Source organism: Janthinobacterium sp. RA13, assembly GCF_000745325.1.
Classification (GTDB): domain Bacteria; phylum Pseudomonadota; class Gammaproteobacteria; order Burkholderiales; family Burkholderiaceae_D; genus Janthinobacterium; species Janthinobacterium rivuli.
On sequence record NZ_JQNP01000001.1, the window covers coordinates 862,134 to 883,799 of the forward strand.

The window sequence follows — 21,666 nt, forward strand, 5'->3', positions numbered from 1 at the left end:
GTGGCGTTTGTCCAGCGCCAATGGTGTTGCCCAATGTTAAATAGCGCATGCTAAGATGCTAGCAAGAAGTTAATATACATTCCACATGGAAATACTCAAGGCTGAAGCGGCATGCGCATAGAAGACCGGAACAATGTCCGCATTCGCGAATGCAGCGCCGTGCCGCCAAGGCACGCGGCAGCCACCATGGTGTTCATGCATGGCTTTGGCTGTGATCAAACCATGTGGCGCTACCTGGAGCCGCTGTTTCGCACCCACTACCGCACCGTGCTGTTCGACCTGGTCGGCAGCGGCGCTTCGGACCTGGGCGCCTATGATTTCGAAAGCTACGCGCGGCTCGACGCGCATGGCGCCGATTTGCGCCAGGTCATCCATGCCGTTGGCGGCGGCCCCGTGATTTGCGTGGGCCATTCCGTCAGCGCCATGAGTGCCTTGCTGGCGACCATTGCCGAGCCGGAGCTGTTTGCCGCGCAAGTCATGCTGGCGCCGTCGCCGTGCTATGTCGACGATGCGGCGGCCGGCTACCGTGGCGGCTTCAGCCGTGCCGATATCGACGACTTGCTCGATGCCATGGACAGCAATTACCTGGGCTGGTCCGCCGGCATGGCGCCTGCCATCATGGGCGCGCCCGGCCAGCCGGCGCTGGGGCAAGACCTGGTGAGCAGCTTTTGCCGCACGGATCCCGCCATCGCCCGGCATTTCGCGCAAGCCACTTTTTTGTCCGACCACCGCGCCGTCTTGCCGCACAACAGCACACCGGCCCTGATCGTGCAATGCAGCGACGACTTCATCGCGCCGCCGTTTGTGGGCGAGTACCTGCGCGAAATGCTGCCACGCAGCAGCCTGCACGTGATCGAGAATGTGGGCCATTGCCCGCACATGAGTGCGCCCGATGCCAGCTACCGCGCCATCCGCCGTTTTCTCGACGGCCTGCACCTGTAATGCGCGACACGATGCCTTCCTTGCCTGATACCACTACCTTGTTCCAGCACGCCGCTTGCGGTTTGCTGCTGTGCACGGCCGACGGCACCATCGTGCAGGCGAACGCCACGTTTTGCGGCTGGCTCGGCTATGGCGCCGAAGAATTGATCGGGAAAAAGAAGTTGCAGGACTTGCTGACCATCGGCGGGCGCGTGTTTCACCAGACGCACTGGCTGCCGTTGATGCAGGTGCAGGGTAGCGTATCGGAAATATTGCTCGACATGCGCCAGCGCCAGGGGCAATCCATCCCCATGCTGTTCAACGCCGTGCGCCGCGTGCATGACGGCGTTCGCTATGACGAGATCGCCGCTTTCGTCGCCAGCGACCGGCGCAAGTACGAACAGCAGCTGCAACTGGCGCGCAAGGAGGCGGGCGAACTCAACGAGCAGCTGGCGGCCGCCGACCGGCGCAAGGACGAATTCCTGGCCACCCTGGCGCACGAGCTGCGCAATCCGCTGGCGCCCATGCGCAATGTGCTGGAAGTGCTGCGCCTGGCGCAGCTGGACGACCCGCAGCTGTGCTGGGCGCGCGACGTGCTGGGCCGGCAGGTGGGCCACATGACGCACCTGGTCGACGATTTGATGGAAGTGTCGCGCATCACGCAGGGCCGTCTGGAACTGCGCCGCGCCAGCGTGGAACTGGCGCCCGTGGTGGAAGCGGCCCTGCACAGCGTGGCGGAGCTGGCGGCGCAATCGGGCCACAAGGTGCTCGTGGAGCAATGGCCGCAAGCCATCTGGCTCGATGCCGACGCGACGCGCCTGGGGCAGATGATCGGCAACCTGCTGACCAACGCCGTCAAATACACGCCCGCCAACGGCGTCATCGGGCTGGACGTGGCATGCACGGAAAACGACGTACACATTACCGTGCGCGATTCGGGTATCGGCATCGCGCCCGAGCACCTGGACAAGGTATTTGACCTGTTTTCGCAGCTGGAGCCGGCCCTGTCGCGGGCTCAGGGCGGCTTGGGCATCGGCCTGTCGCTGGTGCGCGGCCTGGCCGAATTGCATGGCGGCAGCATCAGCGCGCACAGCGATGGCGTCGGGCAGGGCAGCACTTTTACATTGCGTCTGCCGCTACCGGCCGTGCCTTTGCTGGCGCCGCCCGAATCCAACCGCCGCTTGCTGGCCGGCACGCGCGAGGGCAAGGTGCTGGTCATCGACGACAGCGCCGACGCGGCCGAAAGCCTGGCGCTGGCGCTCGACATCCTCGGCTATGACGTGCGCACGGCCTATGATGGCCCGGCCGGCATGGCGGCGGCGCAAGTTTTCATGCCACAAGTGATCCTGCTCGATATCGGCTTGCCGCACATGAATGGCTATGACGTGGCGCGGCTGTTGCGTAGTGAGCCCTGCGGCAAGGACGCCATCCTCGTGGCCGTCACGGGCTGGGGCCAGGACAAGGATCGCCAGATGGCATCCGATGCGGGCTTCGATTTGCACCTGACCAAGCCCGTGGATTTTTACGAGCTCGATGCAGTGCTGCAAAAGATGCTGCAAACGAGCTGAGTTGCCGCAGGGCCGTCCGGCCCGCATGCGGCAGCCATTGCCTGCGCCTGTTCGCCTCCCCACCATCTATTTCCGTTGGAATACCTCACTTGTTTGCGGTAAATCAAACACGGAATACCAATACTCAATTCATAAAAAATTTCATTTAAAAATTAAATGTTATTAATGGATAGATTCTGATTATTATTAAAAATAATTTGACTTGAAAAAATAATTAAAATATCCTCTCATCGTGGTTGCGATAATGCGGGTCAAAAAATATTATTGATCATCAAGCGCACTATATTGTCGATAGATTTGGTGATTTATTGATATATTCTGTGTATTTTTAATTGATACATTTCGCGTATTTTTATGCGCCAGTGATGAATTCCGATTGCGTGCGAAGCGCTGCCGGTAATTTGACTGGATCTTCGTTATTTCATCGCACAAAGGATAGTTGTAATGTTTAATTCCATTCCAAATAGGGGTAAATCCATGGCAACAATTAACGTACTGGTGGCGGTCAATGTCGGTCAGGCAGTGGCGCAAAAAAATCTGAGCAAGTATGTCTTCATGGTCGACACGACGGGCTACTCGGGCAACGGCAACGAAGGCGGCAATGAACTGGTGACCACCTGCCAGAACGGCGACACCATCGTCTGGAACGTCGAATCGCTGGACCCGGCCGAGCAGGTTTCCATTCACAGCTTCGGTGGCACCGCCATCAGCAATGGCATGATCAATCCGGCGCCTTACCCGCAATACAGCAATACCGTATGGGGCGGCCGCGTGAATGCCAAAGGCAGCAATGTGCAATATACGATGACCTTGTTGCTGGCGAATAACACGCTGCTGACTTTCGATCCATTCATCGTGGCGTCGAATCCGCAATAAGCGAGGTGATGGCCATGTTCGCACCTTGCGCGCATGGCCTTTTTGTTTTGATGTTTCTTTAATAATATTTTCCTGATTCCCTGGATTGCTAATTGATTCATTGGTTTCCTTGCTCTGATTAAATGCTCCGCTGCGCGGCAGTATAATTAATTGTTTCCTCTCTCGCTTATCGAAACGATTCCCCGGTCTTTTCAATCGTTATTCCCTGCGCGTGTTTTTTTCTGCCCGTCGTATAATATGGCCGCGGCAACCATCCTTCTTGGTGCCGGACACCGTTTATGGTAACGACGCGCTTGCGAAGAATAAATAATGGAACAATTGACGGAACTTGAGCTGGAATGCTTCCGGCTGCGCCATGGCGATGGCCGGGCGGACCGCTGCGTGGACTGGGCCGTGGAGCGCTTGCGCCTGGATCAGGAGGGCGATGACCTGAATATCGTGCTGCTGGCCAGCGCCCGGGGCGTTGACGAGGTGCTGCCCTTGGCCGAGGCCATCGTCGGACGCTACCGCGGCGACACGCGCCTGGAGGAACAATTCCTCGCTGGCAAATACATCGTCGAACTGCGCGCCGCCTATCTGGCAGGCAGCGAAAGCGTGCAGTCGCTCGACGCCATCTTGACCCGCTTGTACCCGGCGCTCGATTATCCCGACTGGCTGGTCATGCTGAGCCGCAATTGCGAATACGCGCTCGACGTGTCCGATTTTCAGCAGCCGTTCGAACTGGAGTTCGACTACATCGCAAGCTTGTGGGCAGAAGCGGACGATGCCGGCGCCTTTGAGCGGCGGTATGACCGCGAGAGGTCGAACCGGCAAGGCGTGCCTTGCTGAACGAAGCTTGAGCTCATCAATATTCAGCCGTACTGATACATGTCTGATGCATGACTTGATTACATGAAGAAAATCGATATTTTTGTCTGTTCCGACGCCGGGATGCGCGCCTGTGCCAGCTGGGAAGAGGCCTTCGATGCGTTTCCCGTCACCGGCATCACCTTGCCAGGGGAACTCGATTTTGCATCGCTGGGTCAATTGCTGACCCAGTCGGCAGAGCCGGTGCTGCGGCCCCTGCGGATAGAGGGGCGCGACATTCACGTATTCAATGATGCGATTGCGCAAGCGATAGGCCGGATGGCGGATGACGACTTGCTGGCGCTTGCCGTGGCATGGTCCAGAACGGCGCCATGGGCGGACCTGGATGCCCAGCCATGCGACCTGGCCGGATTGTTGATGGAATTGAAATCAAACTGGCATCGGTCTGCCACGCCAGACAAGGCGCTGTTTGCGTGGGTGGACGCCTAGGGCCGCCAGACCCGGCGGCCGCCTGCTTATTCCATCAAGCCGGTTGCGCGCCGCCCACATTGCGGCTGCGGTTTTCCACCAGCACGGAAATGCCGAGCACGACGATGCCGCCGCAGGCCAGCATGGCGCCGACCCAGCCCGTCGAACGCAAGCCCATGCCCATGGCGATGGCGATGCCGCCGGCCCAGGCGCCCAGCGCGTTGGCGATGTTGAAGGCGGAATGGTTGAGGGCGGCGGCCACGGTTTGCGCGTCGCCGGCCACGTCCATCAAGCGCGTCTGTACGGCGGGAGCAACGGCGATGCCGGCGCCGATGGCGAACAGATTGATGGCCGTCAGCCAGACATTGCTGCTGGTGTAGGTAAATGCGGCCAGGGCGGCCACGTTCCACAGCAGCACGCCAAAGATGGTCCACAGGCGCGAGCGGTCGGCCAGCCAGCCGCCGATCAGGTTACCCACCGTCATGCCGACGCCGATGATGGCCAGCAGGATGGAAATGACCAGGGGCGACACTTTCGTGATTTCCAGCAAGGTTGGCGTGATGAAGGTGTAGACGGCGAACATGCCGCCGAAGCCGATCGCCACCATCAGCAGGGTCAGCCACACTTGCAGGCGGCGGAACACGCCCAGTTCGCGGCGCGGGCTGGAATCGCCGGCAGCCACCATCGGCACGAAGATGCGCACCATCAGCATGGTCAGCAAGCCCAGCGCGGCGACCAGCAAAAAGGCCGAGCGCCAGCCGAGGGTCTGGCCGATATACGTGGCCAGCGGCACGCCGAAGATATTCGCCACGGTCAAGCCCATCAGGACGCGGGCCACGGCCTGGCCCCGCTTGTCCGGTTCGGCCAGCGCGGCCGCCACCAGCGCCGCGACGCCGAAATAGGCGCCATGCGGGATGCCGGCCACGAAACGCGCCACGACCAGCAAGCCATAATTAGGGGCGATAGCGCTGAGCAAGTTGCCGCCAGCGAACATCAGCATCAGACAGATCAGCATCAGCCGGCGCGGCATGCGCGCCAGGAAGATCGTGATCAGGGGCGCGCCGACGACCACGCCCAGCGCGTAGGCACTGATCATGTGGCTCATCTGCGGCAAGGTCGTGCCCAGGTCGTCGGCCACCACGGGCAGGATGCTCATGGAGGCGAATTCGCCCGTGCCGATGGCGAGGCCGCCGATGGCCAGGGCCAGGTCGGCATAGCCGGCGCCAAAAGGCGCGGTGACGCGCGGAATCAGGGGATCTACGGAGGCGTGCATGTTCTTGTTGGTTGGGTAAAGAATGACAGGGTGGAGTGGTGCGTTGTGGCCCGGCCGGAAGTGGCAATGCGCCACCAGAGTCGACGGCTGGCCGGTATTTTCGGGCGATAGGAACTGCCCAAGGACAACATTGTAAAAGATTCGGGCAAGCTCTGCTGGGCGATGGCTAAAATCTGCTGCACTGCACACAACCGCACTTGCGCTTATTGTTAACGATAACACGGAATCTGCGCGATTCCGCCACAGGGCAGACGAAGAAAAGCTGGCTGTGGCGGAAATGGTCTTCGCAGCGCCTTACTTCGCTAATGATTGCTGCAGCGCTTCCAGTCCCGCTACGTAAATGCCGTGGAACAGCTCCGTCACGTCCTGTTCGCTGACCCCGACAGGCGTAAAGCGGCCCGACCAGGTGACCCGCGCGCCAGCGCTGCCGGGAATCGCGCTCACTTGCAGGGTGGACAGGTAATCTCTGGCAGGAAACGGCGCCTGCAAAATCGAATAGCTGTAGCTGCGCGCCGCATTGTCATACGCTTCCAGCTGCTCGACGATGACGTCGCCGGCCGGGGTGGCCAGGTGGCGGATGCGGCCCCCGTCGATGAGCGTGCTGCTGGGAATATACGGCAGCCAGTCGGGCAGCGAATTGAAGCCGCCGATCAGTTGCCACACTTGCCCCGGCGTGGCGGCGATATCGATGGAAGTCGTGGTATGTGCCATGATGGTATTCCTTTATATATTAGTTGGTGCCAGTTGGCAGGGGCGCGAACGGCGACACCAGTTGTTCGGTGCGCATGTCTTGCCAGAAGGCGGCGGGGATGACGCTGTTCAGTGCTTGCTGGTCTTCGGCCAGGCGTTCCGGACGGCTGGCGCCGGGGATCACGGCAGCCACGGCCGAATTGGTCAGCGAGAATTGCAGGGCGGCCGCCTTGACGCTGACGCCGTGGCGGGCGGCAATCGTCTTGATGCGTTCCACCTTGGCGATGATTTCGGGCGACGCTTTCTGGTATTCAAAGTGCGCGCCACCGGCCAGGATGCCCGAGCTGTAGGGACCGCCCACGACGATGTCGACGTTCTGTTTTGCAGCGGCTGGCATCAATCGCTGCAGCGCACGCTCATGGTCGAGCAGGGTGTAGCGCCCGGCCAGCAGGAAGGCGTCAGGCTGCGCTTCGCTTAAATCCAGGGTCAGTTCCAGCGGTTCCACCTTGTTCACGCCCACGCCCCAGGCCTTGATGACGCCTTCTTCGCGCAAGCGGGTCAACACGCGGAAGGCGCCAGTGCGGGCAATCTCGAACTGCGCCAACCAGTTGTCGCCGTGGAAGTCTTGCGCGATGTCGTGTACCCAGACGATGTCGAGGCGGTCCGTATCCAGGCGCTTGAGGCTGTCTTCGATCGAGCGCAGGGTGGCGTCGACCGTATAGTCATCGACGATTCTGTTCTTGCGGCCAAATTCGAACAAGCCGCCTTTTTCGCCCAGTTCGCGGGCGGCCGGGTCTTCCAGTTCATCGAGGATGAGGCGGCCGACCTTGGTGCTGAGTACGTAATCGTCGCGGCGGCGCTGCTTCAGGGCGGCGCCCAGGCGCAGCTCGGCCAGGCCGGCGCCGTAGAACGGAGCCGTATCGAAATAGCGGATGCCCGATTCCCAGGCCGCGTCGACCGTTGCCATTGCTTCCTCTTCGGGAATGTTGCGGAACATATTACCCAGTGGCGCCGTGCCGAAACCCAGTTTGCCTGTCAGTAAGTGTTTGATACTCATGATGTTTTCCTTCAATGTGTGGATCAGTGAAGACAGAATAGCTGGACAAGTTAAGCCTGTCCAAGACATAATTTGCGCAACTTGAGTCCTGAAAGGTCTGATATGCTGGACATCCGCCAATTGCAATACTTCATCGCCGTCGCCGAGGAAGAACACGTGGGGCGCGCCGCCGAGCGCCTGCACATTTCCCAATCACCGCTGAGCCGGCAAATCGCCCAGCTTGAAGACAGGCTGGGCCTGACCCTGTTCGAGCGCAGCGCGCAGCGCATCCGCCTGACGCGCGACGGCCATACGTTTCTCGCCGAAGCGCGCGCTTTTATCACACACGGGAATCGTCTGGAAGCATTGGCGAAACGCCTGGGGCGCGGCGACGAAGGCGGCCTGTGCATCGGCTATATCGAAAACGCCATGCATGCGGGCGTGTTGCCGGACGGCTTGCGCGCCTTGCGCGCCACGCGGCCGCAGGTGCACATCGCCCTGTATAACCTGCATTCGGCCGAGCAGATCGAAGGCTTGCGCCAGCGCAGCCTGGACATTGCCCTGCTGTGCGAACCGCCGCTGCCGAACGACCCGGATCTCGATTGCGCACAAGTGCTGAGCGACCCCATGCTGCTGGCCTTGCCGGAAACGCACCCGCTGGCGGCCAAGGCCGAGCTGACCCCGGAGGATCTGGCAGGCGAGGAGTGGATTGCCGTGCTGCACAAGGAAAGCGTGCTGAAACACGATAACTTCATCGCCGCCTGCGCGCGCGCCGGTTTTACGCCCGATATCCGGCTGGAAGCAACGGAACCGCTGACGGCGCTGGGCCTGGTGGCGGCCGGACTGGGCATGGCCATGATCCAGCACAGCCTTCGCCAGCACGCGCCGGCCGGCGTCGTCGTGAGGGAACTGCCGTGGTTCAGCTATCGCACGCCCTTGTGGCTGGCCTGGCACAAGGTCAACCTGCGTCCGTTGGTGGGGATTTTCCGCGAGACACTACTGGAACAGGCCAGCGGTGTGGCCATGGCGGCGTAAAAAGACGTATAAATAAGGCAATCATTCGTCAGGAGGATTGCCATGTTTGCCATGGATGTATCGGTGTGGGAGTTGGTGGCGCGCGCCGTCATCATTTATCTTGCCTTGCTGTTGATGGTGCGCATGACGGGCAAGCGGACGGTGGGACAATTCACGCCCTTCGATTTGCTGGTGGTCATGCTGCTGAGCGAAGCCGTCTCGAATTCGCTGTCGGGCGGCGACGATTCGATTCCCGGCGGCCTGGTGCTGGCCTTGACCTTGATCTGTCTCAACATGCTGATCGCCTGGCTGAGTTCACGCAGCCGCAAGTTCGCCGACCTGGTCGATGGCAAGCCCGTGCTGCTGGGCCGCGATGGCCAGATTTTTGACGATGTCGTCAAGAAATGCAGGGTGGCCGGCGGCGATGTGGAGCAGGCGCTGCGCGAGGCGGATTGTGCGTTGCAGGACATGAAATGCGCTTTCCTGGAGGCCGATGGCAAGATCACCATCCTGCAAAAGTAAGCGGCCGGATCACATTTTCTTGCTGCGCTTTAAATGCAGGGGCAGCCACCACCACATGCAAATGATGAGCGATCCCATCAGCACGCCGGCGATGATGCCGGCGATGTGGCCAAACACTTCCGACATCACCAGATTGGTGCCCAGGATAAACGCCAGCGCCAGGGCAAAGGCGCCGCACATCATGATGCGGTCGGCCACTCTTTTAAAACGTTCGCGGTCTTGCAGGGGCCGCATCACGCGGTGCTGGATGGCTGGCGCGCTGAGCAGCACCAGGCTGGTCATGGACAGGAAAAACGTCAGCAGGAAGACGACTTTTTCCGCCTGCACGATCTTCGCGAAGCCGCCGTTGAAGGGCAGGATGATGAGGAAGGCCGTCAGCATCTGCGCGCCTGGCAAGAGGATGCGCAATTCGCTGAGCAGGTCGGACAAGTCGCCTTCGTCGCCTTGCTGGTCATTTTCATCCTGGTGTCGCGCTTGCGGCATGGGGCTATCCTCGTGGTGGTGATGGCCCCAGTCTACGCACAAGCGACCAGGCCGACTGTGGGCGGGCGCACCTTCAGAACCATTGCGTGTAGCGTTGGCGCAAGCGCCACAGCGGCGTCGAGACGATGGCCGTGCCGCTGTGCGAGGCGTCGTGGCCGCAATGGCCGCAACTGTGGCGCCGGTGCGGCGCCAGCGCGAAGCTGCCCAGGTCCAGGTGCGGGTGGCCGCAGCGGGCGCAATCGCTGCAGTCCAGCGGTGTGCCTGCCTGCAGCGTGGCGGCGAACGCCTGCGCGGCGGGCGGCGTGATATTCAGCTGCACGACGTCGGGAGGAAACAGGCCTGGCAGGGCGCGGCAGTCGATGGCCAGCGCGGCCAGGTCGCGCGCCAGCAGGGCGCCGCCGTCATCGGCCCGGGCGCGCAGTTGCAGCACGCCATCCGTGCCCAGGCGCAAGGTGGTGGCGTGAAATTGCATGGGGTCGAACAGTTCCGGGTACAGCACATAGCCCATGGGGCTGGCGTGCTGGCGGCAACGCATCTGCTGTGTTGCTTGCCGGTCGGCCAGGTCGGCTTGCGTGCCCCAGTAGCACTGGTGCGTGCGGCACCAGTGGCGCGCCGCGCCGTTGCGAAATTTTCCAGCAGGCAGCAGATCGCACAGGACGATGGCGTCCAGCCCCGCACCGGCGCGAAAGTGGCCCGTGATGTGGGACGTGGTGACGGCAAGATCGCCCGTGCTCGCTTGCAGGGGCCAGCAGATGCCGGGCAGGGTCAGCGGCGTGAGCAATGGGGCCTCCGCGCAGCTATCGGCTTGCGAGCCGATAGTGGGCCGACATGAAAAAGCCCGCCGTCTCGGGCGGGCTGTGCTGACGGGAATGCCAAAGGCATGGCCCGGTTTATTCTTCCGTATCGGCCAGGGTGACGATGGCGCGCGCCCACTTCGAGTATTTCAGGTTCGCCAGGTCGCGCACGGTCTTGATATTGAAGGCTTGCTTGAGCAGCTCCGCATCCTTCTCGCTCACGCCTTGCAGCGCATCGACGGGGGCATCAGCGATTTCCTTGAACGTCTTTTTTTCGTAAGCCTTGTCTACCGCTTTATTGATGTTCATGTGTTGATACTCCTCAGTAAGTGGGGAAATTAATTCTACACGTTTTTGCAAAGTGTCAATTTACGCTTGCAAGTTGTGCCGAACTAAATATGATGGAGGTGGATGCCTCGGCAGCGAGGCCATCCGTGCGTTCGCTTCGAGATTGTAATTATGGCATTTTATTATTCATAGTATAATGATTTCCATGGCGGAGAAAGGTCTGCGCCATGCCGGACGCCGCAGTCACGCGGCACGAATCGATAGCGTTCAGGAGAATACGATGAGTTTGCTAGACCAACTTGCAGGACAGGCGATGAGCGCTTTGGGTAATAAAAGTGCTGACGGGGAAGCCCCATCGGGATTGATGGCCAGCGTCATGGACCTGGTCAACCAGCATGGCGGCTTGCCCGGTCTGCTGCAGAAGTTCCAGGAAAGCGGCCTGGGCGACCAGGTGGCCAGCTGGATCGGCACCGGCGCCAATGCGCCCGTGTCCGGCGACCAGATCAAGGATGCGCTCGGTAGCGACACGATCACCCAGATCGCTGAAAAAGCGGGCGTCGCGCCGGACGCCGCCTCGGGCGGCCTGGCAGCCTTGCTGCCCCAGTTGATCGACAAGCTGACGCCCGATGGTCAGGTACCGGAAGGCAATGACCTCGTCAGCCAGGGTTTGAATATGCTCAAGGGCAAGATATTCGGTTGATTCCCAGGTCTTGAAAGTGAAAAACCTCGCAGCGATGCGAGGTTTTTTTATGTGCAAGGTTTTTGGCAGAGAAGTGCGAGCGTCTGAAAAACGCCTGTGGCTAGGCGCGGCCCCGAAGACAGTACGAATAGTACGGCGAGGGGCAGGCAACAACGCCACGGGCGTTTTTCAGGCGGCGGCCATCATGCCGAAATATGGCTGCTCGACAGTCAGCCTGGCCGTACTGCCTTCCACCAGATACGAGCAATAGCGGCGCCGCTCGGCGCTGCCGCCGCGCCGCTCCATCAGTTCGCCCAGCATGGCGACGGCGTCGGTGGCCATCTTTTGCACGGGCTGGCGCAGGGTGGTGATGTCGTAGCTGAGCCAGCCAGACGCATCCAGCGCGTCAAAACCGGCCACCGACATTTGCAGCGGCACCTGGATGCCCATCTGGTGGCGCGCCGTGTCCAGGCAGCCGATGGCCATGATGTCGTTGCCGCAAATGACGGCGTCCGGCACGCGGCCCAGGCGGTCGATGACCTTGCGCAAGCCCCGTCCGCCGCTGGCGTAATCGTAGTTGCCGCTGACGACGATGGGGGCGGGCAAGCCCAGGCTCAGCAAACGGTCCAGCATGCCGGCCTTGCGTTCCTGCGCGACGGCCGAGTCGCCGGGGCCGTCGATGATGGCGAACTGGCGGTGGCCCGCCTCGGCCAGGCGCGAGACGAGCAGGCGCGCCGCTTCCCCCTGGTCGCACAGCACGGCATGCACGGCGTGCTCGCGCGGACTGCGGTTGAACAGCACCAGCGGCACGTCGCGCCGGCCGAATTCTGCCATCTGCTCGTCCGACAGGCAGGCGGCCACGACGGCGCCATCGACCTGGTATTGCCACACATCGCACAAGACCTTGCCGATATCGGCTTCGCGCTCGAGGGTAAACAGTAACAGGCGCTTGCCCTGGCGGGCGATTTGCTGGCTCAGGTCGGACAGCACTTGCGGATAGTACAGATTGGCCAGGTTGGAAATGATGACGGCCACCAGGTTCGAGCGCCGTGTGATCAGGCTGCGCGCGGCCGCGTTGGGGATGTAGTCGAGGCTGATGGCCGCCTGCATGACCTTGGCATGGGTGGCTTGCGAGATGCTGGCGCCCGGCTTGAAGCAGCGCGACACGGCCGATTGCGACACGCCGGCCAGCAGAGCCACGTCATACGAGGTCACGCGCCGTCCCGCGCCGGGTATGGCGCGGCTGGTGGTGCTGGGTGTCCGGGCTACAGTATTCTTTTTTCGCATATTGGTCTGGCAAGCAACCTGTCTCAAAGTATTCCTGCAGGCCCGGCCGCTTGTGGCGGCCTGGGCGGGCAGAATGAGCATAGCGCAAAAGATTGCCGCATGGCAAGACTGCCTTCTTGATTATGTTGCAAAAAATATGACTGAATGGCAAGTGTCGAGCGCCCCCATTAATCGGGGCTGTCACAGGGGCCGCTGCCATAGGGGCTGAGGCGTCCCGGCGGGTCCACGCGGCGCGCGCTGAAATCGCTGGCCAGGGTAGGCAATGGCAACTCCGCCGTAGCGCTCGCTTCCGTGCCGCTGACGCTGCCGCGCACCGTCAGGGTGACTTCCACCCAGGAAGCATAGTTGCGCGGATAGCTGACGGTGACGGTGGCCATGCCCAGCGCGTCGCTCAGACCGCTGGCGCTGACGGTCAGGGGGATGCCCGGGTCGAGCACGCCATTGCCGTTGCGGTCGTAGGCGGCGTCAAAGATGCCGTTGCGCAAGACGTCTTCATTGGCGCAGCTGTAACGGGGCAGGGCCAGGCGCCAGACGCCTGTGTCGGGGAACTCGGGCTTGTCCGCCTGCCACACATAAGATCCCTTGGCGTAGCGGCTGGGCCACGCTGCCGCCGTGATGGCAACGCCAGGCACGGCATTGCCTGCGCTGTCGGAGACGAACACGGCAAAGTCCTTCTGCAGCACGCTGGCCGAATGCTCGCGCAGCAGGCTGCCCGTGCCCAGCTTGATCGACAGCGCTTGCCGCGCCACCGTCAGGCGCACGAGGGCCGTGGCCGCCGCTTGCGGCGCGCCCTCGATGCGGGCCTGGATCAGCACGCCGTCGCGGCCGCTATCGGCCGGCCCCGCCACGTACACGGCGCGCGCCAGGCCGTCGCTGCCCGTCAGCACCGGGCCCGCCTGCCGTAGGTAGCCGCCGCTGGGGTCGTTCAAGATGCTGAACAGCACGGGCGCGTTCTTGACCAGGTTGTTGGCCGCGCCATCGCGCACCACGGCGCTGATTGTGCTGATACTGGCGTTGTCGGCCAGTGCCGCCGCAGTGGCCGTATTGGCGCGCAGCACGGCCGGATCCGCTTGCACGGCCAGCCTGCTGGCAGCGCTTAGCGGGGCGACGAATTCCAGCCGCGTCTGCGCCGTGGGGCCACCCGCTACGGCGGCCGTGATGGTGGTCACGCCCGCGTTGGCCGATTGCACATAGCTGCGCGGCAAGTTGCCATTGCTGAAAATCAAGCTGGCGGGCAAGGCCTGGCTGCAATCGCTGTCCGCAAACAGGCTGCCGCGCGAGGTCGACAGGCTGGCGCTGCCCGTTTGCGCCACGCCCGCCCTCTCATAGCGCGCATCGATGGGCTGGCACGCCAGGGTGGCCACTTCCGGCAGCACGTCCGCGCCGCTGGCGTCCTGGCCCACGGTCGGGCTCAGGCGCAAATCGCTGCCGGCCACGGCATACGCTTGCGTGGCGGCGGCGCCCAGCGCGCTGACGGACACGGCATCCTTGCCCAGGCTGCCTGCCGTCAGGCGCAGCACCAGCTGGCCTTGCGCATTGCTGAGCGCCGCGCCGCCATCCTTGACGCGCACGCCATTGCCGGCGCCCGTGCTGTAGGTGATGGCGGCGCCAGCCACGGGCTTGCGCGCGGAGTCGCGCACGGTGACGATGAGGTCGGCGCCCTGGCCCAGCATCAAGGCGGCCGGCCCCAGCAATTCCACGCTGCTGCCCGTGACGGCCACCGTACCCTTGCCGCTGCGCGTGCCGACATTGGCCGTGACGGTGATGCTGCGGTTGCTGTTGGCGCCGCCCGTACCCAGCAGGGCGCGCGCCTGGCCGTTCTTGTCCGTCACGGCATCGACGCTGCCGAGGATGCCGGAATCGGCGGCAAAGGAAATCTTTGCGTTGGGTAAGGCCAGGTTGGCGCCATCCTTGACGAGGGCCGTGACGGCCACTTCGCCGCCGGGCTGGCCCGCCGAAGCCAGTTCCGTGCTGGAAAATACCAGGTTGACGGCGCTGGCCAGGCTGGCCGGCTCGGGCGGCGTGACGGGCGGTATCACGGGCGGGGTGACGGGCGGATTGACGACCGGCGGCGGGCTGCCGCCGCAGCCTGCCGTGCTGTGCAGTGCGCAGCCGGCGCCTGCCTGGGTATCGGCCGAACCGCCGCCGCAGCCGGCCAGGGAAACGAGGAAGGCGGCCAGCAAAGCTGCGGGCAGGTGGCGTGGGCGGCGCAGAGGGGGCGAGGGGCACGATGGGTCTCCGGGAGCTGGCCGAGTTGCTCGGCATCAATTTTCAAAGAGTAGCTTTTGCGCGCGGCAACTACTTGATGCAAAGCAAGCTTATGCTGTTGACGGGGCTGAACGGGTTTTGCTGGTGCAATGTCCTGCCTTCTGATAACATAACGCCCCTTTATTCAGGGAAGGGTCGACATGGCCAATGCTTGCGGCGTCGATTTCGGCACGTCAAATTCCACGGTAGGCTGGGCACGTCCCGGGCAGAGCACCATGCTCGGCCTGGAAGATGGCAAGACGACCTTACCGTCCGTCGTCTTCTTCAATGCGGAAGACGAGGAAGTCAGTTTTGGCCGCGCGGCGCTGGCCGGCTATCTGGCCGGTTACGAGGGGCGCTTGATGCGCTCGCTGAAAAGCTTGCTGGGCACGAGTCTCATCGATGGCCAGACGGAAGTGGGCGGCCGTGCCTTGCCCTTCCGCATGTTGCTGGCCCAATTCATTGGCGAAGTGAAACGCCGCGCCGAGCAGTCCGCCGGCCGCGAATTCTCGTCCGCCGTGTTCGGCCGTCCCGTCTTCTTTATCGATGACAATGCGCAAGCCGACCAGCTGGCGCAAGACACCCTGGCCGAAGTGGCCCGTTCCGTCGGCTTCAAGGACGTCGCCTTCCAGTTCGAGCCGATTGCCGCCGCCTTCGACTACGAGTCGCAAATCGACAAGGAAGAACTGGTGCTGATCGCCGACATCGGCGGTGGTACGTCCGACTTTTCGCTGGTGCGTTTGTCGCCGGAGCGGGCAAAAAAGACCGAACGGCGTGAGGACATCCTCGCCACCGGCGGCGTGCACATCGGTGGCACGGATTTCGATAAATACCTGAGCCTGTCTTCCGTCATGCCTTTGCTCGGCTATGGCAGCCGCCTGCATAACAATAGCGAAGTGCCGTCCAGCTATTATTTCAACCTGGCCACCTGGCACACGATCAACCTGGCGTACACGAAGAAGATCTGGGTGCAGCTGGCCGACGTGTGCCGTGATGCGCGTGAGCAAGACAAGATGGGACGCTTGCAAAAGCTGATCGACGAGCGCGCCGGCCACTGGCTGGCCATGAAAGTGGAAGAGGGCAAGATCGCCCTGTCCGACGCGGCCGAAGTGCAGCTGGAGCTGGACCGCCTGTCGCCCGCGCAAAGCCTGTTGCTCAAACGGACGCAATTCGACGAAGCCATCGGCCACCTGTGCGGTTCCGTGGAAGAAACCGTGTTGCGCCTGCTGCGCGATGCGGGCGTGGCGCCGGACGCCGTCGATACCGTGTTCTTCACGGGCGGCTCGAGCGGCGTGCGCTTGCTGCGCGAAAAGATCGCCGCCCTGGTGCCGGCCGCGCGCAAGGTCGAGGGCGACTTGTTCGGCAGCATTGGCGCAGGTCTCGCGCTGGACGCCGTGCGCAAGTTCGGCTAAGCTGGCCCACCGCAGCATCGCAGAAAGAGTCTGACTTCATGAATGTGTTTGACAAACCGATCGTCATGATCGACTTCGAGACGACCGGATTGTCGCCCGACATGGGCGACCGCATCACGGAAGTGGCGGCGCTGCGCATCGAGGGCGGGCGGATCACGGACCGCTATGTGACCCTGATCAACTGCAATGCGCGCATTCCCTCGTTCATCACGGGCTTGACGGGCATCACGCAGGCCATGGTGGACAAGGCGCCGCCCGTGGCCGAGGTGGTGCCGCAGTTGCTGGATTTTATTGGCAGCGATGCCTTGTCGGCGCACAATGCCAGCTTCGATGAAAAATTCCTGCGCGCGGAAAGCGCCAGGCTGAACCTGACACCGGCGCACCAGTCGCTCGTGTGTTCCTTGAAACTGTCACGCCGCGTGTTTCCCGGCATGGCCAGCTACAAGCTGGGCTTGCTGTCCAGCCAGCTGGGCATCGCCTTCAAGAGCGCCGCCCACAGGGCCGAGTCCGATGCGGAAGTGGCGGCGCAAGTGCTGATCCATATCGGCCGCCACTTGCGCAGCAGCTATGGCATCGCCGATGTCGACGCCGACTTGCTGGTGTCGCTGAACAAGCTGGCCGCCGCCAAGGTGCCGCAATTCCTGCAAAAACACCCATCGCGCCGCTGAGCGCCATTCTCCCTCTAAGCGGGCTCATCAAAACGATATAATTTTGTTATTTCGTTTGAGCCTGCTCAAGTCCTTCCCCCGCATCGAATTTAAAATTTAAGCAACACACGATTTCGCCGCCCTGGGCCGCCGTTTTGCGCGTGCTGCCGGCAAGCGCAATGTGGATGGGGGCGCACATGGACAAGCACCATACTGCCAGAGATAGCCACGAAGCGTATATCTGGTTCCGCACGGCTGCCGAGCAGGGTAATGCCTACGCCCAGTTCAACCTGGGATTAATGTACAAAAAGGGCGAAGGCGTGGCGCAGGACGATGCGCGCGCTTTTGTCTGGCTACGCCTGGCCGCGCTGCAAGGACTGGCTTTTGCACAGAACCACCTGGGCGCCCTGTATTACCACGGCCGCGGCGTGGCGCAGAGCGACGAGGACGCCGTGCTGTGGTTTCGCCGCGCGGCCGCCCAGGGCGACGCCTCGGCCCAGCAAAACCTGGGGCAGATGTACCGCAAGGGACGCGGCGTGCTGCAGAGCGACGAGCTGGCCCTGGCGTGGTTTTACCGCGCCTCGGAACAGGGCGTGGCCAGCGCGCAATCTCTGCTGGGTGAAGCGTATGCGCAGGGTCTGGGCGCGAAAAAGAACGATGCGCTGGCCTTGGCCTGGTTCCGCAAGGCCGCCTTGCAGGGCGATGCGCAGGCGCAGCTGAACCTGGGTCTCGTCTACAAGCGGGGCCAGGGCGTGGTGCAAAGCGATGCGCAGGCGCTGGCCTGGTTCCGCCAGGCCGCGGCCCAGGGCCTGGCCGTGGCGCAGCGGCAACTCGGCGTCGCGTATGCGGAAGGCCTGGGCGTGGCGCCCGACCAGTTGCGCGCCTACGCTTGGCTGCAGCGGGCGGCCGAGCAGGATGACGCCGACGCCCAGTTCAACCTGGGCCTGATGCTGGCGCGCGGCCAGGGCGTGGACAAGGACGAGGCGCGCGCCGTCATTTGGTACCGGCGTGCCGCCTTGCAAGGCCATTGCATGGCGCAATACAACCTGGGCGGCATGTTTGCGGGCGGACGCGGCGTTGTCCGCGACTTGCGCCAGGCGCTGGACTGGTACGCCAGGGCGGCGGCTCAGGGTGCGTCGAATGCGCAGTTCAACCTGGGCGTGATGTATGCCAATGGCCAGGGCGTGGAGCGCGACGAGGTATGCGCCGTGCGCTGGTACCGCACGGCCGCCGAGCAGGGCGATGCCAGCGCGCAAAACAACCTGGGCGTCATGTACGCGAACGGCCATGGCGTGCCGCAAGACGATGGCCTGGCCGTGCATTGGTATGCGCGCGCGGCCGGCCAGGGGCATGCGCTGGCGCAATACAACCTGGGCGGCATGTACAACAGCGGGCGCGGCGTGGAGAAAGATCCCGTTTGTGGCTACATGTGGCTGGCGCTAGCGGCCGAGGGCGGCGATAGCGGGGCGGCGAAGGCGCGGGAAGCAGCTGCCGCCAGGCTGGAGCCGGCGCAGCTGCAAGAGGCGCAGCAGCGCATGCGGCAATGGCACCAGGTGCGCTTTCCGCCGCTGCCGCCGCGCGACTGAAGCACTGGCACCGTGCGTGCGCGGACGCGTGCTGCATGCGATAATTGCCGGCAGGCATGTCGCGAACGCGGCATGGTTTTCGGCACAGTGAAAGGTGGACCATGGTAAGGCAGGCAGGCGAGGATGCATCCGAGCAAAAAGTCATCGACGACATCGCCACGCATGGCTGGCATGGCGTGCATATCAGCGCGGATGAAGAAGGTCCCGGCTATGCTTTTACCATAGGCGCTTGCCACAGCTTCGGCCAGCCTGAATTCCTGATCATGGGCTTGCCACGCGCCATGGCCCACCAGATACTCGACGTGGCGCTGGACGCCGCGCGCAGCGGCGCCATCACGGATTTGACGGCCACCACGGACGTCTTGCTGGAAGGCCATCAGTGCGCTTTCGTGCGCGTGCCCGTGGAGCAATACCGCAACTATGTCGGCTATGCGCGCTGGTATTACCAAGGCGATGATTTTATCTTGTACCAGATCGTCTGGCCGTCGCGCGATGGCCATTTTCCGTGGCAGGCGCAAGCCAGTGCGCAGTATGTGGCGAGCCAGCCCTTGCTGGGACCGGCGCCGCTGGCCGCATGACGAGTATTGTCACCGGCACGGCCACCGTGTGCGTGTTCGACCCGGCGCTCCTGCGCCACAGGCTGGATGATGACTGCGACTGGTGGAGCCTCCCCAGCGCGGAACTGGCTGCCGTGAATGCGGGGCAGGTGGCGTTTTTCAACGTGGGCGGCGACGGCGCGTATGAACTTGTCTTGCACGCCGAACTTGCCGAGCCGCAGGTAGTCGTGCATCTGGCCGTCACCTCGGGCCGCGTCTTCATCGGCGCCGGGGAAGACGTCACGGGCGGCGGCCTGGAACCGGACATGGCATATGGCGGCCTGTTCGTGGACGTTCCCGCAGGCAACTACCGCCTGCAGGCGCGCCGCGATGGCGCGCACATCAGCCTGGCATTCGTGCCCGATGCGTGCGGCAGCAATGCGTTTGGCGACCTCGTGCGCATCTGATTCCGTTGAGCTTTTTGCTATTGTCGCTGGCTACGCATCCATGCGTGCCGCGCCCGTGCCTTGGCGCCGGTCCAGAAACAGGCTGTTGCCGTGGATTTTCTTGGCCTGTTTCTTCGCTTCGGCCGCCTGCGTGGCGATCTGATGGTGCGTGTAGTACTGGTGCGCCTCGACCTTGATGACGCCCAGCGAGAGGCTGATCAAGGAGTAAAACACTTTCTTGCCTTGCCGGTCTTCGCTGATGTAGCCGCCCCGTTCGCAGTCGCCCGTGCTGTAATAGGCGAGGATGGCGGCCGCGAAGTCGTCCAGCATGGCCTGGCAGCGCGTTTCCCAGTCTTCGCTCTGGAACAGGATCATGAAATCGTCGCCGCCGATGTGGCCGATGAAGTCGCGGTTCGGGTCGCAATGGCCGCTGAGAATTTCTCCCGTCAGCTGGATCACGTCGTCGCCCTTGCGGTAGCCGTACACATCGTTGAAGGGCTTGAAGTGGTCGAGGTCGCAATAGCAGACCCAGAAGCGGCTGCCGCTGTGCAATAAGCGGTCGATATGCTCGTTGATGGGCACGTTGCCGGGCAGTTGCGTCAGCGGGTTGGCGTAGCGGGCCGCATTGATCTGCATCTGCGTGATTTCGCGCATCAGGTCGTGTCCCGTGCCCATGCCCAGGTAACGGCCGTGCTCGGTGATGATGAAACCGTTGAACAGGTGGTGGGCGTCCGACTGCACCATGGTGTAGCTGAGTTCCTGCAAGCTCGTCTCGTGGTCGGCGATCAGGGGTGTGGCATCCATGAACAGGCTGCAGGATTTCTTGCCATACAGTTCGCGCTGGTAGGGGCGGGCGAAGTGGTCGATCATTTCGAAGCGGCTGATCAGTCCCAGCGGCACGCCGTCGTCGACGACGGGGATGATCATCAGCTTCGGGTCTTTCAGGAAAATATCGTACACCTCGTTATTGTTTTTCTCGGGCGACACGGCCGCCACCCGGTGCAGCAGCTTGCGGATGCTGGCGCCGTTCTTTTCCAGGCTGCTGCGCTGCGGATATACGGCCACGCCGTTGCGCCCCAGCGCCTGCACCACTTCGGCCGGCAGCGCGCGTGCCGGCACCGCGTTGGGCCGGCCCAGGTGATAGCCTTGCCCGAAGGCCACGCCCAGATCGCGCAAGACCAGCAATTCCGTCTGCGCCTCGATGCCTTCGGCGATCACCAGGGTGCCCGATTTTTCCGCGATTTCCTGGATCGAGCGCACGAATTGCAGTTTCACGGGGTCATTATTGATGCCCTGGATGAAATGCATGTCGATTTTCACGTATTCCGGGCGCAGCTCCGACCACAGGCGCAGGCTGGAAAAGCCTTCACCGAGGTCGTCAATGGCGATCTGGAAACCCATGTTGCGGTAGTGCAGCACCGCTTCGCGCATCAGCTCGTAGTCATACGTGGGCTGGTTTTCCGTCAGTTCGATGATGACGCGGTCCGGATTGATGCCGATATGCTCGATGTATTCCAGGGTTTCGCCATGGCGCGCATTGCGCAGCAACAGGCATTCGGGACTGACGTTGAGGAACAATTTGCCGGGTAGTTGCAGTTCGGCAAAGCGTTCGAGCACCACTTGCCGGCACAGGTGCTCCACTTCCAGGGTCAGGTCATGCGCGCGCGCCACCTTGAACAGATTCATCGGCGCGTGCAGGGGGCTGTCGGACGGCCCCCGTATCAAGCCTTCGTAGCCGATGATGTCGCCGCTGTGCATGTGGATGATGGGCTGGAACAGCGCACTGAGCTTGCGGCCCGCGAGGATCTCGTGCAAGGCATCCGTCCCTTCGATGCTCATGGATATCGATGGCGGCGTCAGGTAAGCCACATTCGATGGCATCGCGCCGGGCGGCGCGGCGGTGGGGAGGGCGAGAGTGTGCATAGGCGGACGTGGCGGCACGGCCTCTGGACGGGCCATGAACATGTTGCCGATAGTAAAGAAGATTTATGACGGCTTGATGAAACGACTTTGCTTTTGATAATGTTTCTTGCATGAACGTCAGTTTGCCAATTCCGTCGAAAGCGAGATTTATCATGGTGATCCA

General features: G+C 62.6%; 22 protein-coding genes. 13 read left to right on the forward strand and 9 right to left on the reverse strand.

Annotated features, from left to right (window positions below):
- Nucleotides 1–111 precede the first annotated feature (111 nt).
- From FG13_RS03630 to FG13_RS03650, 5 genes are all read left to right on the forward strand, one after another.
- Nucleotides 112–942: an alpha/beta fold hydrolase gene (locus FG13_RS03630; protein ID WP_035818470.1), complete on the forward strand. Its 831-nt coding sequence runs from the start codon at nucleotides 112–114 to the stop codon at nucleotides 940–942.
- An 11-nt stretch (nucleotides 943–953) separates the two neighbouring features.
- Nucleotides 954–2,489, forward strand: a complete 1,536-nt coding sequence (locus FG13_RS03635) for a hybrid sensor histidine kinase/response regulator (protein WP_035827086.1) — start codon at nucleotides 954–956, stop codon at nucleotides 2,487–2,489.
- A 477-nt stretch (nucleotides 2,490–2,966) separates the two neighbouring features.
- Entirely contained in the window at nucleotides 2,967–3,365 is a 399-nt protein-coding gene (locus FG13_RS03640) for a hypothetical protein (RefSeq protein ID WP_035818471.1), read from the forward strand.
- A 309-nt stretch (nucleotides 3,366–3,674) separates the two neighbouring features.
- A complete protein-coding gene (locus FG13_RS03645; protein ID WP_035818472.1) occupies nucleotides 3,675–4,193 on the forward strand; it encodes a hypothetical protein in 519 nt (172 codons plus the stop codon).
- A gap of 63 nt (nucleotides 4,194–4,256) precedes the next feature.
- Nucleotides 4,257–4,661: a hypothetical protein gene (locus tag FG13_RS03650; RefSeq protein WP_035818474.1), complete on the forward strand. Its 405-nt coding sequence runs from the start codon at nucleotides 4,257–4,259 to the stop codon at nucleotides 4,659–4,661.
- Between the two features lie 34 nt (nucleotides 4,662–4,695).
- Here the strand turns inward: FG13_RS03650 and FG13_RS03655 are convergent, their stop codons facing one another.
- The 3 genes from FG13_RS03655 to FG13_RS03665 form a co-directional block, all read right to left on the reverse strand.
- Nucleotides 4,696–5,913, reverse strand: coding sequence for an MFS transporter (locus tag FG13_RS03655; protein WP_035818476.1), 1,218 nt, complete (start codon nucleotides 5,911–5,913; stop codon nucleotides 4,696–4,698).
- Between the two features lie 294 nt (nucleotides 5,914–6,207).
- Nucleotides 6,208–6,624, reverse strand: coding sequence for an SRPBCC family protein (locus FG13_RS03660; protein WP_035818478.1), 417 nt, complete (start codon nucleotides 6,622–6,624; stop codon nucleotides 6,208–6,210).
- 19 nt (nucleotides 6,625–6,643) lie between these two features.
- A complete protein-coding gene (locus tag FG13_RS03665) occupies nucleotides 6,644–7,660 on the reverse strand; it encodes an aldo/keto reductase (RefSeq protein ID WP_035818481.1) in 1,017 nt (338 codons plus the stop codon).
- A 102-nt stretch (nucleotides 7,661–7,762) separates the two neighbouring features.
- On the opposite strand from FG13_RS03665, the gene FG13_RS03670 reads away from it, so the two are divergent.
- Nucleotides 7,763–8,674, forward strand: a complete 912-nt coding sequence (locus FG13_RS03670; protein WP_035818483.1) for a LysR family transcriptional regulator — start codon at nucleotides 7,763–7,765, stop codon at nucleotides 8,672–8,674.
- A gap of 42 nt (nucleotides 8,675–8,716) precedes the next feature.
- Entirely contained in the window at nucleotides 8,717–9,175 is a 459-nt protein-coding gene (locus FG13_RS03675; protein WP_035818485.1) for a DUF421 domain-containing protein, read from the forward strand.
- Between the two features lie 9 nt (nucleotides 9,176–9,184).
- On the opposite strand, the gene FG13_RS03680 is transcribed toward FG13_RS03675, so the two are convergent.
- The 3 genes from FG13_RS03680 to FG13_RS03690 all read right to left on the reverse strand — a co-directional run bounded on the left by FG13_RS03680 (nucleotide 9,185) and on the right by FG13_RS03690 (nucleotide 10,761).
- A complete protein-coding gene (locus tag FG13_RS03680) occupies nucleotides 9,185–9,658 on the reverse strand; it encodes a DUF6328 family protein (RefSeq protein WP_035818487.1) in 474 nt (157 codons plus the stop codon).
- 73 nt (nucleotides 9,659–9,731) lie between these two features.
- On the reverse strand, nucleotides 9,732–10,439 hold the full coding sequence (locus FG13_RS03685) for a hypothetical protein (protein ID WP_035818489.1): 708 nt from the start codon (nucleotides 10,437–10,439) through the stop codon (nucleotides 9,732–9,734).
- A 109-nt stretch (nucleotides 10,440–10,548) separates the two neighbouring features.
- Entirely contained in the window at nucleotides 10,549–10,761 is a 213-nt protein-coding gene (locus tag FG13_RS03690; protein WP_034751103.1) for a hypothetical protein, read from the reverse strand.
- 259 nt (nucleotides 10,762–11,020) lie between these two features.
- Between FG13_RS03690 and FG13_RS03695 the strand changes: the two genes are divergently transcribed.
- On the forward strand, nucleotides 11,021–11,440 hold the full coding sequence (locus FG13_RS03695; protein ID WP_035818493.1) for a YidB family protein: 420 nt from the start codon (nucleotides 11,021–11,023) through the stop codon (nucleotides 11,438–11,440).
- A gap of 168 nt (nucleotides 11,441–11,608) precedes the next feature.
- Here the strand turns inward: FG13_RS03695 and FG13_RS03700 are convergent, their stop codons facing one another.
- Nucleotides 11,609–12,706, reverse strand: coding sequence for a LacI family DNA-binding transcriptional regulator (locus tag FG13_RS03700; protein ID WP_081922404.1), 1,098 nt, complete (start codon nucleotides 12,704–12,706; stop codon nucleotides 11,609–11,611).
- A gap of 167 nt (nucleotides 12,707–12,873) precedes the next feature.
- Nucleotides 12,874–14,889, reverse strand: coding sequence for an Ig-like domain-containing protein (locus FG13_RS03705; RefSeq protein WP_051958469.1), 2,016 nt, complete (start codon nucleotides 14,887–14,889; stop codon nucleotides 12,874–12,876).
- Nucleotides 14,890–15,114: 225 nt separating this feature from the next.
- Between FG13_RS03705 and FG13_RS03710 the strand changes: the two genes are divergently transcribed.
- The 5 genes from FG13_RS03710 to FG13_RS03730 all read left to right on the forward strand — a co-directional run bounded on the left by FG13_RS03710 (nucleotide 15,115) and on the right by FG13_RS03730 (nucleotide 19,601).
- Nucleotides 15,115–16,365 (forward strand): Hsp70 family protein, encoded by a 1,251-nt coding sequence (locus FG13_RS03710; protein WP_035818497.1) that lies wholly within the window; start codon nucleotides 15,115–15,117, stop codon nucleotides 16,363–16,365.
- 38 nt (nucleotides 16,366–16,403) lie between these two features.
- Nucleotides 16,404–17,033, forward strand: a complete 630-nt coding sequence (locus FG13_RS03715) for a 3'-5' exonuclease (RefSeq protein ID WP_170846245.1) — start codon at nucleotides 16,404–16,406, stop codon at nucleotides 17,031–17,033.
- Nucleotides 17,034–17,209: 176 nt separating this feature from the next.
- A complete protein-coding gene (locus tag FG13_RS30785; RefSeq protein ID WP_035827093.1) occupies nucleotides 17,210–18,598 on the forward strand; it encodes a tetratricopeptide repeat protein in 1,389 nt (462 codons plus the stop codon).
- A gap of 101 nt (nucleotides 18,599–18,699) precedes the next feature.
- Nucleotides 18,700–19,176: a DUF4262 domain-containing protein gene (locus FG13_RS03725; protein WP_035818500.1), complete on the forward strand. Its 477-nt coding sequence runs from the start codon at nucleotides 18,700–18,702 to the stop codon at nucleotides 19,174–19,176.
- Nucleotides 19,173–19,601, forward strand: coding sequence for a DUF6386 family protein (locus FG13_RS03730; RefSeq protein ID WP_035818503.1), 429 nt, complete (start codon nucleotides 19,173–19,175; stop codon nucleotides 19,599–19,601). The genes FG13_RS03725 and FG13_RS03730 overlap by 4 nt, the downstream gene beginning before the upstream one ends.
- A 30-nt stretch (nucleotides 19,602–19,631) precedes the next feature.
- Here FG13_RS03730 and FG13_RS03735 read toward each other — a convergent pair whose 3' ends face one another.
- On the reverse strand, nucleotides 19,632–21,419 hold the full coding sequence (locus FG13_RS03735; protein WP_035827096.1) for a GGDEF domain-containing protein: 1,788 nt from the start codon (nucleotides 21,417–21,419) through the stop codon (nucleotides 19,632–19,634).
- Nucleotides 21,420–21,666: the final 247 nt, after the last annotated feature.